Origin of the sequence: Rhodococcus sp. 14-2483-1-1 (genome assembly GCF_002259335.1) — a bacterium.
Taxonomy (GTDB): Bacteria; Actinomycetota; Actinomycetes; order Mycobacteriales; family Mycobacteriaceae; genus Rhodococcoides.
Window position 1 is genome coordinate 99,695 of the sequence record NZ_NPFX01000024.1, and the last position, 15,083, is coordinate 114,777.

The 15,083-nt window shown below is 61.4% G+C and carries 17 protein-coding genes; 16 read left to right on the plus strand and 1 reads right to left on the minus strand.

Translation table 11 applies throughout. The features are described 5' to 3' along the window. Nucleotides 1-362: 362 nt before the first annotated feature. From CH294_RS25830 to CH294_RS28035, 12 genes are all read left to right on the plus strand, one after another. Nucleotides 363-791, plus strand: coding sequence for a hypothetical protein (locus tag CH294_RS25830; RefSeq protein WP_015586151.1), 429 nt, complete (start codon nt 363-365; stop codon nt 789-791). Next, nucleotides 791-3,040, plus strand: coding sequence for an FtsK/SpoIIIE domain-containing protein (locus CH294_RS25835; protein ID WP_052049378.1), 2,250 nt, complete (start codon nt 791-793; stop codon nt 3,038-3,040). Before CH294_RS25830 ends, CH294_RS25835 begins: the two co-directional genes overlap by 1 nt. Nucleotides 3,041-3,080: 40 nt before the next feature. Further along, on the plus strand, nt 3,081-3,413 hold the full coding sequence (locus CH294_RS25840) for a hypothetical protein (RefSeq protein ID WP_015586153.1): 333 nt from the start codon (nt 3,081-3,083) through the stop codon (nt 3,411-3,413). Nucleotides 3,414-4,140: 727 nt separating this feature from the next. Then, nucleotides 4,141-4,821 carry a hypothetical protein gene (locus CH294_RS25850; RefSeq protein ID WP_052049379.1) on the plus strand — a complete coding sequence of 227 codons (681 nt, stop codon included), beginning with the start codon at nt 4,141-4,143 and terminating at the stop codon, nt 4,819-4,821. Continuing rightward, on the plus strand, nt 4,811-5,590 hold the full coding sequence (locus tag CH294_RS25855; protein ID WP_015586156.1) for a hypothetical protein: 780 nt from the start codon (nt 4,811-4,813) through the stop codon (nt 5,588-5,590). Before CH294_RS25850 ends, CH294_RS25855 begins: the two co-directional genes overlap by 11 nt. A 76-nt stretch (nt 5,591-5,666) precedes the next feature. Further along, nucleotides 5,667-6,416: a hypothetical protein gene (locus CH294_RS25860; protein WP_015586157.1), complete on the plus strand. Its 750-nt coding sequence runs from the start codon at nt 5,667-5,669 to the stop codon at nt 6,414-6,416. Nucleotides 6,417-6,494: 78 nt separating this feature from the next. Continuing rightward, nucleotides 6,495-6,926, plus strand: a complete 432-nt coding sequence (locus tag CH294_RS25865; RefSeq protein ID WP_015586158.1) for a hypothetical protein — start codon at nt 6,495-6,497, stop codon at nt 6,924-6,926. 36 nt (nt 6,927-6,962) lie between these two features. Then, nucleotides 6,963-7,271: a hypothetical protein gene (locus tag CH294_RS25870; RefSeq protein WP_015586159.1), complete on the plus strand. Its 309-nt coding sequence runs from the start codon at nt 6,963-6,965 to the stop codon at nt 7,269-7,271. Between the two features lie 168 nt (nt 7,272-7,439). Next, on the plus strand, nt 7,440-8,330 hold the full coding sequence (locus CH294_RS25875) for a hypothetical protein (RefSeq protein WP_015586160.1): 891 nt from the start codon (nt 7,440-7,442) through the stop codon (nt 8,328-8,330). 25 nt (nt 8,331-8,355) lie between these two features. Further along, the gene (locus CH294_RS27635; protein ID WP_155289036.1) at nt 8,356-8,523 is read left to right on the plus strand and encodes a hypothetical protein; all 168 of its coding nucleotides are present in this window, start codon (nt 8,356-8,358) and stop codon (nt 8,521-8,523) included. Nucleotides 8,524-8,668: 145 nt separating this feature from the next. Then, nucleotides 8,669-9,235, plus strand: a complete 567-nt coding sequence (def, locus tag CH294_RS25880) for a peptide deformylase (protein ID WP_094739352.1) — start codon at nt 8,669-8,671, stop codon at nt 9,233-9,235. Nucleotides 9,236-9,846: 611 nt separating this feature from the next. Beyond that, nucleotides 9,847-10,107, plus strand: coding sequence for a LuxR C-terminal-related transcriptional regulator (locus tag CH294_RS28035; protein WP_080730074.1), 261 nt, complete (start codon nt 9,847-9,849; stop codon nt 10,105-10,107). A gap of 12 nt (nt 10,108-10,119) precedes the next feature. Here CH294_RS28035 and CH294_RS25890 read toward each other — a convergent pair whose 3' ends face one another. Beyond that, the gene (locus CH294_RS25890) at nt 10,120-11,073 is read right to left on the minus strand and encodes a UbiA family prenyltransferase (RefSeq protein WP_080730065.1); all 954 of its coding nucleotides are present in this window, start codon (nt 11,071-11,073) and stop codon (nt 10,120-10,122) included. A gap of 203 nt (nt 11,074-11,276) precedes the next feature. Between CH294_RS25890 and CH294_RS25895 the strand changes: the two genes are divergently transcribed. The 4 genes from CH294_RS25895 (at nt 11,277) to CH294_RS25910 (ending at nt 15,057) form a co-directional block, all read left to right on the plus strand. After that, entirely contained in the window at nt 11,277-11,588 is a 312-nt protein-coding gene (locus CH294_RS25895) for an MbtH family protein (RefSeq protein ID WP_015586165.1), read from the plus strand. A 4-nt stretch (nt 11,589-11,592) separates the two neighbouring features. Further along, nucleotides 11,593-12,867 carry a SidA/IucD/PvdA family monooxygenase gene (locus CH294_RS25900; protein WP_015586166.1) on the plus strand — a complete coding sequence of 425 codons (1,275 nt, stop codon included), beginning with the start codon at nt 11,593-11,595 and terminating at the stop codon, nt 12,865-12,867. Continuing rightward, entirely contained in the window at nt 12,864-13,526 is a 663-nt protein-coding gene (locus CH294_RS25905) for an FMN-binding negative transcriptional regulator (protein ID WP_202902192.1), read from the plus strand. Before CH294_RS25900 ends, CH294_RS25905 begins: the two co-directional genes overlap by 4 nt. Nucleotides 13,527-13,827: 301 nt before the next feature. Continuing rightward, a complete protein-coding gene (locus CH294_RS25910) occupies nt 13,828-15,057 on the plus strand; it encodes an NAD(P)/FAD-dependent oxidoreductase (protein ID WP_202902191.1) in 1,230 nt (409 codons plus the stop codon). Nucleotides 15,058-15,083: the final 26 nt, after the last annotated feature.

Consider the following 15,083-nt stretch of genomic DNA (forward strand, 5'->3'; position numbering starts at 1 on the left):
TGAGGCGCCGATGCTGCCGCGAATTGGTGGTTATATGCCCCGGATGTGGGAAGGTCGCTGCAAGCCTTACTCGCTTCGCATCGCCGTTTGCAGCGTACCCCCCATGTCAAGGGGTGTCGAGCGCACATAGCTGTTCCCGCGACGGTCAGTCGCAACACGGAACGCGACTTGCCCGTCCCCAATCGCACCCTCACCGATAGAGCACTGGTGACCGATCGGTGCGCCACTGATGGGGCCATGAACGCATGCGCTGCAGCGCGAGATGAAAGGTTGTCGGAAAAAGATTCACCGCGGCTGTCACAGAAGTCGACGCACCTGGATCTACCTGTTCTCGAGAAGGCACGACGAGACAGGGAGTCCCCATGAGCGCACCGACACGACTACACGTAGCGAGGGCACGTTCGAGGAGCAGTCGATCTACGGCCGGCCCCCTGAGTCCTGTCATCGATCGAGGAGCGCTGCCGAACTTCGCTCGGATCGAGACCCTCAGGCTCGACGATCCCACCAACCGGATCGTGACCCTCGCAACCACCGACGAGGTCTGGTCGCTCGTCGTCGAGTGGAATTCGAGCAACCTGCTCGTCGACACCGAAGACGAACGATTGATCAGACTTGTCGATGCGGCTCTCCGCGCTGCGCACTGCCAGCCTCACGCCGCGTGCCGTTTCACCCTCGACTACAACCCGACCCATCTCAACAACGAAGTCGGCCGACGCAGCGTGGCCTTGACCGCAACGATGCGCCCAACTTCCGGTGACGGGATCCTGATCACGATCACCCGGGATGCATGATGTGCGCGCTACCCAACCCGACTCAGGCACCCCTCGACGGATACCGGTCGCTACGTGATGCACCCTCGCTCGACCCCCAGAACAATCCGTGGATCCGCAACTGTGTGCTCTACGTTGCCGGTGGAGTCGTGTCGGCAGCACTGGGCCCGATCCTGAACCTCGACACAGCGATCGCATGGGGTGGAGCAGCACTCGGCGTCGGCGCGGGCGCGGCCGTCAGCTACAACGGCTATCGCGCCACGATCCGAGCCGAAGAGACCGATCGTGCGATCGAGCAGCTCTGCCGGCTGACCGCGTCACCGCCGACCCGTGATGTCCTGACGGCGACTCGGTGGAGCGGCCAGTGGCCCGGCCGTCCGGGCAGAATCACCGTCCGCTACCAGTCGGCCGCGCTCCTTCTCGACGAACAGTGGGAGCCCCGCGTCGTCGAATTGCTCTCCCAGCAGAGCTGGGGCCGGTACCGGATCCAGAAGCACAACACACGCAAACGCCGTCTCGTTCTCGTCCCGGACACACGGTCCGTCTCCGAGACGCATGTCTCGCCCGAACTCGTCAAAGCCACGCGCACGATTCTCGCGCTGCTAGGGCCGACCGGAAAGATCACCAGACACGAGACGGACCCGAGCACCGGGGATCTTGTAGCTGTCGAAGCCACCCATGAGGTCGGACATCGACTCGAGTCCGAGGGCTATCGGGCCCGAGTACAACGAGTAGTGAGCGTCAATCTGCCCGGTCGGTGGCGTGCTCGCTGGAACCTCGAAACGGACTGGGTGCGTTTCGAGGTGCGCCCGACCTTTCCGAAGAAGCTCTACAACCCGGCCGGCCTCGGCGACGCGGAATCCACGACCGATCTCGGCGACCTCGCGCACTCCGACTACGACTCGGTCGCGATTTCGTACGGCGAGGACGAGGACGGCAACCCCATGGTGTGGCGGCCGGCGATCGACCCACACTTCATGCTCGTCGGTGCATCCGGAACCGGAAAGACCGTCACCGCACACACCCTGCTGACACAGCTCACCGCGCACGGTTGGCCGGTATGGGTCGTCGACGGAAAAGGGGTCGAGTTCTTGGGCTTCCAGGACTGGCCGAATGTACAGATCGTCGCCAGCCACATGGAGCACCAGGTCGCGGTCATCTATCGGTTCTGGAATCTCATGGAAACCCGGTACTCGCTGATCGTCAACGGAGAAGCTACCGAGGCCGACTTTGAGCCCGTCGTTCTGTTCATCGACGAGTACGCCGACTTCCGAGGCAACCTGCTCAACTGGTACTCGAGCATCAAAGGTAAGGGTGATCCCACCAAGCCGAAGACCCTCCAGGAAGTGGCGTCGATCGGACGAAAAGGCCGCACAGCGAAGTGCCACATGGTGCTGGGAACGCAGCGACCCGATGCCGAGTACTTCGGCGGCGACATGCGAGACAACTTTCGCCAGCGCGTATCGATGGGCCGTCTGAGTCCGCAGGGCGCGTTGATGATGTGGGAATCGGCAACCACTGGAGTCGGTATCCCGCGCGGATGTCGTGGGCGGGCGACCAGTGTCAACGACCACAACCAAGCGGTCGAAATTCAGACCTACTTCACTCCCGACCCCCGCAAGACTGAGCCCGGGGCCGACGACGCAGCGGTGCTGGACCGCCTGCGTCCTCTCGAAGTGCGGCACGAGCGGTTGGTGATCCTCGACCCGGATCCCGGCGGCACCGTGGACGGCGACGAAGAGATCCGTTTCCATCACGTCTCCGGCGCGCCCTGGGCGCGCGCGTCGGACCATCCCAATCTCGATCCCGTCGCCAGGCGAAAGACGCGCGCGGACAGTGATTCAGCTCGTCGCGCATCGTCGCCGATGGCAATGCTCAATCTCGACACCCCCACCGTTCGCCAGCCCAAGCCCGACGCGCAGACGCCGAAAGAAAAAGCCGTGTCCGGCGTCCCGGGCTCTCCGATGCACAAGGACCGCCCGCACCTGCAGGTGGTCCCCGACGCCGGTACCGACGTCGACGACTGGGAGGGCTACGGCGAATCCGAAGACACTGCTCCGGTCGACCTCGTTGCCGGCGACCTAGTTCTCCTCGACGAGGACGCCGGGATCTGGGTCGTCGTCGACAACGAACCCGACATCTACGGAGACGAGTCGGGTGACGACATGGTCGGGCTGACCTGGCGTGGCGACGGCGACGACGAGGGGGTGCTCGACATTCCTCTCGACGCGACTGTTCAAGTTCGTCGCCCCCTTGCCCTCGCCACCTGAATCACTCTGCGACACACACGATCAGAAGAGGAACAACCACATGTCCCAACACGGCAACAACAGCAAAGCCCTCTCCGACGACGATCAGATGGCGCTGATCTGGATCGCCCCACTCGCAGCCACCATGGCTCTCGGATCCGCAGGCCTGTGGTGGTCGACGGCAATCGCCTGGCTGGTCGAGCACTCCATTCTGATCGCCAGCGAGGCATCCCCGATGGTGCAGATCCCAGCATCGGACGGTGCCGGGCTCGACGGTCGACGACTGATCATCGCTCTCGCCGTCGTCGTCGCCCTCGGTGCCGTCGCGATCAGCGCCGGCCGCTCGGCCTACTCAGCCCGACAGGCTCGACTGCACCGAGGAGACCGGGGATGAGAACGAAAGCCACCAGTGGTCGCCGCGCAGAACTACGCGCGATCGCGAGCAGAGAATCGTTCACGATGCCGCTCGGTCAGTGTGTCCGAGACAGCAACTGGGCCGCCCGCGAAACGGCGGTCGCAGAGCTGCTGCAGTCACGGATCCCACGTCTCGAACGGCGCCGGAAAGCAACCGTCGCTGCAGCGCATCTCCTCGAATCGTGCGAGACCTGCCCGCTCGCGGCCTTCGTCGCATGCCGCACAAGAGCCGAGGCAGATAGCTATACCGGCGTCGCGGCAGGCGGACTGTACGACCGAGGAACTCTCATCACCGAAGAAAAACGACCCGACGGTCTGGACGCGATGCACTCCCGCGAGGTAGTGTCCCCAACATCTGATGTGCGGTCTGACCAACCGCATCAACTGAAAAGGGATGCACCATGACTGACGTCGACGTGGTTTCGCGTACGCAAAACAATCTTTCCCCCGCACTGTGTGATGCAGTGCCCGATAGCAATACAATGAATCCTGACCGGAATACCGGTTCATGGAGTCGCTCGACGACGTCGAGGGGTGGTTCCTTCGGCCCGACGAGCGACGGCAGTGACGCTGCGCGTGCGCGACGTCGCTCCACTCCCGCGGCGGGATCTAACAGAACATCCCGCCGCGGGAGTGCCTCGTCGGTACCCTCCGGACCCGCCCGCCGCCACCTGCTGTCGTTGCGGCTCGGCGGTATGCCCGACCAAATGATCCTCGATCTCACGAAGCTCAGCCTCAGTGATGTGGAGACAGTCGCCAACCACAAATGCTTCGAGACCACCGCAAGCATCTCGAAAGCTATTCTCGACGTCACCTTCCACCCCACCCGGGGACGGGCGATGACCTTAGGTGTCGGAGCTCAGCGACGGATCCGGGCCCTCGTCGCGATGGGCTACTCGGTGCAAGCGCTGTCCGAACTGACCGGGCTGTCGGTGCCCAAGCTTTCGACGTTGCCATCGGATCAAGTTGTCCCCAGTGAACTCTGGTCCGTCATCAACGACGTCTACGACCAGATCTCCATGACACCCGGCCCCGACGAGCAGGTCCGGAATGCAGCCCGTGAGCAGGGATGGGCGACGCCTCTTGCTTGGGACGATGACGAAATCGACGACCCCCGAGCACGTCCACATTCGCCCCGAGGCATCCGCGGCGTGGACGAGGCGGCCGTCTACCGTCGCCTGTGCGGCGAATGGAGACTGCCGCTCACTCTTGCAGAGCAAGCCGAGATCGTAGGAATTTCGCTCCGTCGGCGGTGGTCAACCGAGCACCTGGCCGACGTACTCGGAATCGATCTCGACTCAGCGGTGAAAAAGAAGGTCCGCTACCGTGCCCGGATGGCCGTGCACGCCGCTCGCTCCGATGGTGAACGAGAAGCCGATGTTGCGTAGCGACTACGTCAGAAGTGTCGTGGTCGCTCTGGCGGCAGGCGTCCTATGGGCCTTGATCGAGGCGTCGTCGGCATCCTGGGCCAGCACTCAGGCATCAACTGCTGCGACTGTCGGCCGCGTCTCGATTGTCGCGATAGCAGTGATCGTCGGGGTAGCTCTGTCGGCCGCGCTGCGGACCACCGTCATCGCGGTGTGTGCACGGGTCGAGATCTCCGTCGACGAGGCGGCGCTGGGGACGAAAATTCCCGTCATCGTCTCCGGTGTCGTGTGGGGCGTCATCTCCGCTTTCGTCAGTACTCCGACGAGTGCGCCGCCGGCGGCAATGCTGTTCTTGGCTCTGGTAGTGCCCTGGATTGCGTGGATCGACCAACGCGTGCAACGGATTCCGACTGCTCTTGCGTATCTGGCCGCCAGCGGAACTGCAGCAATGATCTTGCTCACCGGTGTCGTTCACGGCACCTGGGGCGCGGTCGGTCGCGCCCTTCTGGCCGGCCTGGCCGCCGGCATATTGTTCTTCGCGCTTGCAGTGCTTCTGCGCGGCGGAATCGGTATCGGCGATGCGCGACTGGTGGTCTCACTCGCGATGGTCCTAGGCTACGTCGGCTGGACATCCCTCGGTGCGGCGCTGGTGTTCTCGATCCTGACGGCTTTCGTCGGAGTGATAGTCGTGCGGGTCCTTCGAGCGATCAGATCCGAGCCTGCACGGTCGCATATCGCGCTGGGCCCGTACCTCGCACTCGGCACCGCGCTCACTCTCGTCGCATCCTGATCCGCCTGCGCGCAGTTGCGTCCTGCTTTTTCTTCCCTCCCCGAACTCGACAGCTCCCGAAGAGGTGATTGCCATCATGGCGAAGACACATCAGACCGCATGGACAGCCATTGCCGCAGCCGTGATGGTCGCTGTGGCGGCCGCGGCTGCCGTGGTGATCACGACGGATCACCACGAGGCCGACACTGCGCCACCACCACCCCAGGTCTTCCACGACGTCATCACCGTTGCGAGCCTTCTCGACGCCCTGCCCGTCGTCGACGATATCGACAGCACGGCCAGGTGGCCCGACGGTCAGCGCTTGGCGGAACTTCTCGTGCGGCCGCCAGGCAGCGATCACGGATGCGACACCAGGAACATCGCATTGGCAGCGGAGCTCGAGGCCGTCACATTCGCTGCCGGAACGGACAATTGCGTTGTGGCACAGGGCGTGTTGAATGATCCATACACCGGTGTCACCGTCGAATTCGATGCAGCATCTGAGAAAGATGCTGCAGCAAGCGATTACGTCTACCCGCTGGACGCGGCGTGGGCGTTGGGTGCTGCTGCATGGGCACCCGAACAGCAGCAACGCTTTGTCAGCGACGTACAGACCAACATCATCGTCGCCAGCGCGCAGGCAGTTGAACATCGAGCCCAACGTGGGCTTTCTCAGTGGCATCCGAGCAACGACGACCTCGCATGTGCATTTGCGGCGAAATATCTTCGTGTGGCGCAGACATACGCCTTGCCCATCACCCGCGGTGATGCTGTCGCGGCCACGCAACTCTGCGGTCTCGGCAACACCGCGGTGACAACTGCGGGCGAGACCGAACCGGCGAACTGACCACACGATCGGCCACACAAATCTCCTCCCCAAGAGGAAATGAAAGTCCCTCGCACACAACATGAAAGAAGGAATCTCATGCCCAAGACCGCCGACCAGGCCGATGCAACCACCCGCGAGATCCTCGGCCCGCAGTTCACCGCAATGCGCAACCTTGTCGAAGCAGCCGAGAACAGCCGGCAGAAGGCCGAAGCAGTCGCCAAAGCGCAGGCCGAACATGTCGACTCGACCGCCGAATTCATCGTGGCCTACGACGCCGCCAAAGCTGCAGGCTTCACCACCGCCCAACTGAAGAAGGGCGGCTACGTCCGGCCATCACTGAAGGGAGTCGCAAAACCGGCCACCAGCAAGAAAGAACCCACGCAGACCCCGCCGGCAGAAACCGCCGCCACCGGCGGCGAACCCCACGGGCACGACAGTGGGCAGCAGAACCATGCCGCACCGGCGTCGGAGGAACACCGGAGTGATCACCACAACGAGCACGGCGAGCACGACGCCATGGCGAGCTGACATGACATCCCGTCGACAACCAGAGGGGGCTGTGCGATGAGCACCGACCGAACCGACGCGATCACCCATATCGAGCTGGCCTGCGACGTCTGCGCGCTGGAACCCAGGGACGGGGGAGCGGGACCGCGGGGCGCATGGTGGGCGGTGGCCATGAAAGATTGCTGCGCCGGCGGACAGCTCATGGCCCACCTCGCGTGCGACGAGCACTTCTTCGATCTGATTTCACAGAAGCTGCCCGGCGTATGCACGAGTTGTGGCCACCTGAGCCGGACCCTGTCCGACGTCGTCGATGTCGCATGGACGATAGGAACCGGAACCGACCTGCCCGGCCGGCCGGGACGATGACCCAAGCTGTCGCACTGCTCGGTGGAGGCGTCCGCCGAGCGTGCACTTGCTGCAGCGCTGTCGAATACTTCGGCGGCGCTGCAGGTCGAGTCGGTACCGCCGCCCCCCGCGGGGCCGCAGTACCGACTCTGTATCCGGGACCGCAAGACCCCCTCCGGGTGAGGTCCGATGTCCTCCGCGCGCCGTAGTCGTAACCGCGTCACCCCAGACGGGGGCGCGTTCGACCCCGATCGAGGATCCAGCGGAGAGCTGGAGAAGAAGCAAGGGGTGGTGCTCCCGCACGCATCCTTCGCCGACCGAGCCGCGAATCGCGAGCATGCCCGCGGCCTCGATACCGACATCGAAGGACTGCCCGGTCTGACACGCGCGCGCCGCGACCTCGAACGCGCCTTCCCCCGCAACACCGCCGCGCCGATCACGAACGAACGAAAAAGACGTTCGCTGCCGGCCGCGATCGAACTCCGTCGAAGCCTCAGCGCCCGCCAGCGCAATGCGCGATCAGCCACCAAAAGGACTGTCGAGCAGAGCGTTCCCCGAGCCCAGCACCGTGCGATGAGCACACTGATCGGAGATCCAGAAAATTGGAAACGCACCAACGACGCATTGTCCGATGTCAACGGTGATGCAGTTCGGCTCGACGACGACCAGCGCCGCCACATCCAGAGAGTCGACCGCGCAATCCAGCGATACGAGCGTGAGTCCGGACGTGGACACCTGGTCTACACCGTTGTGAGCTTGCCCCACGCCGTCATCCATCCATCCGAGCTACCCGAGACCCTCTCACCCGGCTCGGTCATAGCTTTCGACCGCTTCACCGGCGCCCGCCACTCGATCCACGAACTCGACGCACACAGCCATCCGACGGACGCCGTATTCGAGATCCAAACAACACGAGGGCTGTACCTCGGAGCATCGGACAAGGGCGACGACACGAGCCACCTCCTCCCACGGGGCACCCGCTACCGAGTCGTCAACTCGCACTTCGTCCCCTACGAGCGACCAGGTCAGAGGGTCAGGGAAAGGCTCGTCGTGCAACTCGAAGACATCGACACGGACTGACCATCAGCGAAAGGAACAAACAGACATGCCCACCGAAAAGGCCTCACCGCCACCACACCGACGAGAACGCCGCGCACCATGGCAATTTCATCCAGACATCATGCCGCGCGCCGACTTTCGCGCCGTCCAAGCCGAAGACCCCCAGACCGGACCCATCGACGGAGCCATCGACACCGGCGAAGAATCGGAATAGAGACGGTCACTTGTCATGGGCCCTGCGCGATCGGATGCTCTCGTCGAGCCACTCCGCACCATGATGACGGCCACAAAACGTGATACGCGCCCAAAACAAACCTCATCGGTTGCTTCTAACGTAGCCAGGGTGGAGCATACGAGTCATGCCTGTCTCTGAACTTCTGCGCCTCGGCAATGCTCGACCAATCGTCCGATGGGGCGACCCTGTCCTGCACACATCGGCTCGACCGGTGACCGACTTCGGTCCTGATCTGCAAAGTCTGCTTGCCGATATGTTCGCGACCAATACTGCTGCGGACGGTGCCGGCCTCGCCGCTCAGCAGGTAGGCATCGACCTTGCGGTGTTCATCTACGATTGCAGTGACGAGACCGGGACACGGCGAACTGGTGTCGTCTGCAATCCGGTAGTCGAACTCGCCGAAGGAAACGATCGACACCTCATCGATTTCGGTGAAGGATGCTTGTCCCTCCCCGGCGCATACACCGACCTCGCACGGCCAGAGTTCTGTATCTGTCGAGGACAGGACCAGTACGGTAACCAGATCGAACTCAACGCAGGCGGCACGCTCGGGCGTTGTTTCCAACACGAAACCGATCACATCAACGGTATCGTTTTCGGCGACCGCCTCTCGAAGCGCAAACGTAAACAGCTCTATCGTGACCACGAGACGGTCTCTGAGCAGTACAGCAACGATTGGCCAACACGATAGATTCTGCTCCGGAAGCAGTGACCGCTCTGCTCCGCCTACCCACCCGGTGACGTCAAGACCTTCACGAAGCCTGACATTCATCTACACGAAACAGTAGGTCGAACCCTCAACGCATCCATGGCTCGCTATTGCACGGCAACGGACCATATGGTCTTGTATCCTGGGCTAGGGAACAGGAGTTCGGGGAACATATGCCTTACGCAATGGCTGCGGCGTCGCTACGGGCCGCGATTCCAGAGGTAGTGACGGCGTACAGAACCACTTTGCTACGCGAGAATAGTCCCCTCGGGATCAATCCGGGGGTGTGGTCACAGTGCCGCCGCCAAGCACTGGCAATCCTCAACGAGTGCGTAGATGCATTAGGCCTTCCCACGTCTTCGACTACTCGGTCGGCGATTCCAGACGAGTACACCCGGTTGCTCGGCTCGCATCGAGCCCTACAGGCAATACCGGCTTCGGAGTCCGTGCGAGCTGTGGAGATTCTGTGGTCATCCCTTGAGCCTGCAATAGAGCTGGCCGCCAAAGAGGCACCCTTGACACACCGACCTGGGGTCTGGAGACGCATCAACGCCGCTTTTCGCCTTGCTGCCGGTGGCCGCCTTCACACGGGCATGCTCAGCTACGAGGAGACCCGAGGCCATTTGAGGGACAGGCAACTTCGAGTGCTTGAGGCCGCGTCAGACGCATCTTTGACCAACCGGGAGCTTGAAGTCTTGGAGGCTGTGGCGTTCGCGATGACCAACCGGCAGATCGCTCGCACTCTGAATATTTCAGAGCTCACAGTCAAGCGGCATCTGTCCAACGCCTATCTGAAACTTGGGGCGTCGTCCCGTATGGACGCGTTGCACAGGCTATTCGGCAGCCGCATCTAGCGGCCCGCAATTTCATACCGCGCGCACCAGGAGGGTGCCGAGCATCGCGAGGTTTGCTGCGTACTGGGTGGCCATGAAAGCGCGGTACCCGCAGCGCCGTGCCTTCAGGTCATAGTCGTTCGCCCGCGCGCATAGCGCCATCACCCAGAGAGCTCCAGCAGTCAACGGCAATGTTCCGAACAGTGCGAGCGGTGCCCATAGCAGTGAGGCGATCGGTGCGCATACTCCAACGACAGTCGTTCCGAATATGGCCAGCCGCCGTGCAGAGCTGAGTCCACGTTGCGCTGCCAGAGTGCGCCTCCCACCAATGGCGTCCCCGTGGGCATCGGATAGGTCCTTCACGACCGCTCCCACCAACGCCATCCATGTTGCCATCGATGCGCAGAAGACTTGTTCCGTACGCCCAAATCCTCCGCCGCCGGCGGCCGCTCCGGCAGCATAACTTGCCCAGCCGAGGCCGAATATCACTACAGAAGAAGACAAACTCCAACGCTTGGCAGCCAGTGGCGGTGCCGAGTACACCCACCCAAGCGTCAGGAAGGCGAAGGTCCAGCACCACATCTCGCGCCCCGCAACTGCAGCCATCAGCAGGGCTGTGATCGCCGTAGCCACGCTGACCCACCGGGCTGTACGGACTGCCAGTTCCCCCCGCGCAATCGGTCGCTGCGACGCGTTTGCCACATCCTCAAGGACGTCAGTCACACCATTGAACAAGTACGTCGATATCACGACGGCCCACCAGGTCAACGCGCCGGCCGCTAATTGTCCGACACCGACAGGCCCTGCAGTCGCTGATACGCCGGCAATTCCAACCGCGAATCGAAGCAGATAGACACCTTGGACCTGCGGTCTGGCCTCCACGAAGCACAACCATGCATTTCTTGCGGGACTCGACGCGCCCCCAGGACGACCTACCTGTGTGCCGTGCTTGACCGACTCACACCGATACGACCACCCATCTGACACAGCCGGAGCCTAGCTGTCGCAGTGCACGAAGGTTTCTGCCCGGACTTGTCTTCGCTAAAACTACATCCAAAGTTGTAGTTTTCTGAGGTATTACCTACTCCCTTCGTGCCACAAAGGGGACCAACGTATTCGCTGCTAGGCAGACTCGACTGGTACCGAAATGCACAGCAGGCGTACTGCAACTCTCCGAGTAAGCGAGGACCATGAGCAATCCGTTCGACGATGAAGACGGCAGCTATTTCGTTCTCACCAACGAGGAGGGGCAGCACTCTCTCTGGCCGGTCTTTATCGACGTCCCGGCCGGTTGGTCAAGAGTGTTCGGCGAGGCCAAGCGGACTGCTTGTCTGGAGTACGTCGACACCCACTGGACCGATTTGCGCCCCAAGTCACTCGCCATTGCTCAGGCCGAAAACCGCAGCCAGACAACTAATGTCGGACCAACTATGCGGCCGGGAACGACCAATTCGGTTGAGGGCATCCCAGCCGATGCCTACCACAACGAAATTAGGTCGTAGCTCGATGGGAGCACAGTCAGGCTCGTCCGTCGCGGACGTTGTTGGGGTCGGTTTTGGACCCTCCAACCTCGCTCTCGCGATAGCTCTTCAAGAGTCCATCCAGCCCGGACCGGTGCCGGCAAAGTTCAGCATGAAGTTCTACGAGCTCCAGCCTCGTTTCGGCTGGCACCGTGGGATGCTCATGGAGGATGCGACCATGCAGGTCTCTTTTCTCAAAGACCTTGCCACCATGCGCAATCCGATGAGTCGGTATACGTTTGTGTCCTACCTCCGAGAGAAAGAGAGAATTGCTGAGTTCATCAACAGCAAAACTCTCTACCCACTGCGGGTGGAGTTTCATGACTACCTGGAGTGGGCAGCTAGCCAATTTCAGTCAAACGTCTCGTACGGGTCCGAGATCAAAGACATCCGACCAGTAGTCGAGAATGGCGTGGTGGAGTACGTCGATGTAGTCGGCCCAGATGACGTTGTTCAGCGGGCGCGGAACATCGTGATCGGAATGGGTTTGACGCCTCGACTTCCCGATGGTGTCAACAGATCTGAGCGGATCTGGCACAGCTCCCAACTGCTGGGCAGAGCAGCCGCAGTTACATACGTCCCTCAAAATTTTGTCGTCGTGGGCTCTGGCCAAAGTGCCGCCGAAGTTGCTGACTACCTTCATCGGACTTTCCCTCGCGCCAATGTGCACACCGTCCTGTCCCGCTACGGCTACAGCGTCGCCGATGACAGCCCGTATGCGAATGGAATTTTCGATCCGGAGGGAGTTGACCGGTTCTTCTCCGCTCCGACCGACGAGAAGCAGAGGCTCCTCGAATACCACGCCAACACCAATTACTCAGTGGTCGATCTCGATATTTCACAGTCGCTGTATCTCAAGAGCTACCAGGAGAAGGTCCTGGGCAAACAGCGGTTACGGATGATCAACACCTCGCGCGTCACATCCGTCGACGAGGACACAGACGGCGTACGGGTCGAGGTCACATCCTCGGCCACCGGTCTGACCCATACCATCGAAGCAGACGTGATCGTCTACGCCACCGGCTACCGGCCAAGTGACCCGGCACCGCTACTCCAGGGCCTGATGCGCGAATGTAAGCACGACGAGCAGGGACGGCTCAGCGTGGGACGCGACTACCGAGTGACGACGTCGGATGCGGTGCGCGCCGGTATCTATGTGCACGGTGCCAGTACCGAACACAGCCATGGACTTTCTGCTGGTCTCCTGTCCAACACTGCAGTCAGATCCGGTGAAATCGCCCAATCCATTCTCAGGAGATGACCATGTACGTCCCCCGGATCTACAAGGCAAGTGATCGGACATGGCTGCGCCGCGTGGTTGCGCAGTACCCTTTTGCGGCTCTGATCTCAAACGGCCCCAAGGCCCCGTACGCCACCCATTTGCCAGTCATCTGTGCTCCCTGCGCCCCTTCAGAGAGCGAGGACTTAGAAGGATCGACACTGTTTGGGCACATGAACCGGGCCAATCCCCACTGGGACTCGCTCGTCGACGGTGCGGATGCCCAACTTATTTTCACCGGGCCTCATGGGTATGTCACCCCAAGTGTCTACCAACGCGATTCTGTAGCACCGACCTGGAACTACGTCTCGGTACATCTCCGAGGAAAGCTGCAACCTGTTGCCGATTTCGAGGAGACGCTCAAGGTCGTTCAATTGACAGTCAGTACGTACGAGCAGAAATTCGGCAGCGGGTGGGAGATGGACAGTTCGCTGGACCACTACCGAAGGATCGGTCCGGCTGTGGGTGCATTCAGTTTTGAGGTGGAATCGGCGGATGGCATGTTCAAGCTCAGCCAGGAGCAGAACCTCGAGACCAGGCGACGGGTGGCGGACCACTTCAGCGCGAACCACGCCGGGCGAGGCAAAGAACTAGCTTCGTTCATGCGGGAGTACAGCCATGGTGACTACAACAACTTCTGATGGGGACATGTCGGACGCACCGACGGAACCCACGGCCCGGGAGCCTTTTGCGCCAAAAGAGCATTCCGTGCCCGCCATTTGTAAACCTTCAATTTCGCACCGGCTCAGCCATTTCGGCCTGGTCTGTTCATCGGTTTACGGATGCAAGCGGAGTTTATAAATTGTGCTACTGCTCTCACGCACCTTGTCCGCCGCCATTCCGACTCGTCGAGCAGGTCAATCGTTCTACCTTCGGAATGAAGTTGGGATTCCGGGGGATTGCTTCCGGACCAAAATCCGGCAAAAGAGCCGACCGGCGAACGTGACCAAGTCGGTGTCATCGCCAGAGAAAGCCAGAAGGTTGGTAATGGATTACGACGTTGTTGTTGTTGGGGCGCGATGTGCCGGCGCTTCGGTGGCACTGCTGTTAGCCAGACAGGGGCGAAGTGTTCTGCTGGTCGATAGGGCCTCCTTTCCGGCGGACACCATGTCCACGTTGTATATCCAGCACCCTGGGGTCGTGAGACTCGCACAGTGGGGGATGCTCGATGATGTTGTGGCCTCCGGTTGTCCGCCTTTGGGCACTATTAGTCACGATGTGGATGGACTGAGTCTGATCGCTGCTACCCCGGCGAAGGACGGTGTTAATGCCGCTTACGCACCACGGCGGTACATACTCGACGATCTACTCATTCGAGCTGCCGTGTCAGCGGGCGCGGAGTTCTCGGATCGGACGTCGGTCCTAGAATTGATTTGGCACGACGAACGCGTCGCCGGAGTTCGCCTCCGGAGTGGAAATTCGACCACATCGGTGTCTGCTCGATTGGTTATTGGGGCCGACGGTATGCGATCAAAGGTCGCGGAACTTGTTCAGGCACCGATCCTCCGATCGGCACCCATAGCAAGCTGCGTGTACTACACCTTCTGGCAAGGCTTGCGAACAGGATTCGGATTCCATGAGCGAGTCGGCCGCTGGATAGCCCGTATTCCAACACATGACGACCTGACAATTGTGGCAGCTTACCTGCCGCAGAGCGAATTCTCGGTCGTTCGGCGGGACCCGCAGAGGGCGTACTTGTCCGCGATCGAATCGACAGCGCCGGATTTATACGAACAAATTATGGCACTCGACCGAGTGGATCGGTGGTGGGGTACGGGGGACCAACGCAACTATTTCCGTAAATCGCACGGTCCGGGCTGGGCATTGACGGGGGATGCGGCTCACCACCTTGACTCGATCAGCGCCCGCGGCATCACCAATGCGCTGATTCAAGCCGACCTGCTCACCGATTCTATTTCCGGGGTGGATGTCGGGAACTCGGTCGCAGTAGATGAGGCGATGGTGCACTTTGCACTGTCGACAGGAGCTGTTCTAGAGGAGCCGTACATGAGTACTCTCGCCCTGGCGAAGCTTCAACCGACGAAGTCCCGGTTGCGCATGCTGCATGCCATTGCCAATTCGCCCGAACTTACATCTCGGTACTTCGGTTTGGTTTCGGGGGCCATCGGGATGCGCGAATTTATGTCGGCCGAGCTCGTCGACTTGTTGTAGCTTGCTGATGAAATATTTCGGGTCTG

Excerpts from the sequence above, each read along its gene's own strand:
- CH294_RS25830 (WP_015586151.1), top strand. The coding sequence starts at position 363 with ATGAGCGCACCGACACGACTACACGTAGCGAGGGCACGTTCGAGGAGC.
- CH294_RS25835 (WP_052049378.1), top strand. The coding sequence starts at position 791 with ATGTGCGCGCTACCCAACCCGACTCAGGCACCCCTCGACGGATACCGG.
- CH294_RS25840 (WP_015586153.1), top strand. The coding sequence starts at position 3,081 with ATGTCCCAACACGGCAACAACAGCAAAGCCCTCTCCGACGACGATCAG.
- CH294_RS25850 (WP_052049379.1), top strand. The coding sequence starts at position 4,141 with ATGATCCTCGATCTCACGAAGCTCAGCCTCAGTGATGTGGAGACAGTC.
- CH294_RS25855 (WP_015586156.1), top strand. The coding sequence starts at position 4,811 with ATGTTGCGTAGCGACTACGTCAGAAGTGTCGTGGTCGCTCTGGCGGCA.
- CH294_RS25860 (WP_015586157.1), top strand. The coding sequence starts at position 5,667 with ATGGCGAAGACACATCAGACCGCATGGACAGCCATTGCCGCAGCCGTG.
- CH294_RS25865 (WP_015586158.1), top strand. The coding sequence starts at position 6,495 with ATGCCCAAGACCGCCGACCAGGCCGATGCAACCACCCGCGAGATCCTC.
- CH294_RS25870 (WP_015586159.1), top strand. The coding sequence starts at position 6,963 with ATGAGCACCGACCGAACCGACGCGATCACCCATATCGAGCTGGCCTGC.
- CH294_RS25875 (WP_015586160.1), top strand. The coding sequence starts at position 7,440 with ATGTCCTCCGCGCGCCGTAGTCGTAACCGCGTCACCCCAGACGGGGGC.
- CH294_RS27635 (WP_155289036.1), top strand. The coding sequence starts at position 8,356 with ATGCCCACCGAAAAGGCCTCACCGCCACCACACCGACGAGAACGCCGC.
- def (WP_094739352.1), top strand. The coding sequence starts at position 8,669 with ATGCCTGTCTCTGAACTTCTGCGCCTCGGCAATGCTCGACCAATCGTC.
- CH294_RS28035 (WP_080730074.1), top strand. The coding sequence starts at position 9,847 with ATGCTCAGCTACGAGGAGACCCGAGGCCATTTGAGGGACAGGCAACTT.
- CH294_RS25895 (WP_015586165.1), top strand. The coding sequence starts at position 11,277 with ATGAGCAATCCGTTCGACGATGAAGACGGCAGCTATTTCGTTCTCACC.
- CH294_RS25900 (WP_015586166.1), top strand. The coding sequence starts at position 11,593 with ATGGGAGCACAGTCAGGCTCGTCCGTCGCGGACGTTGTTGGGGTCGGT.
- CH294_RS25905 (WP_202902192.1), top strand. The coding sequence starts at position 12,864 with ATGACCATGTACGTCCCCCGGATCTACAAGGCAAGTGATCGGACATGG.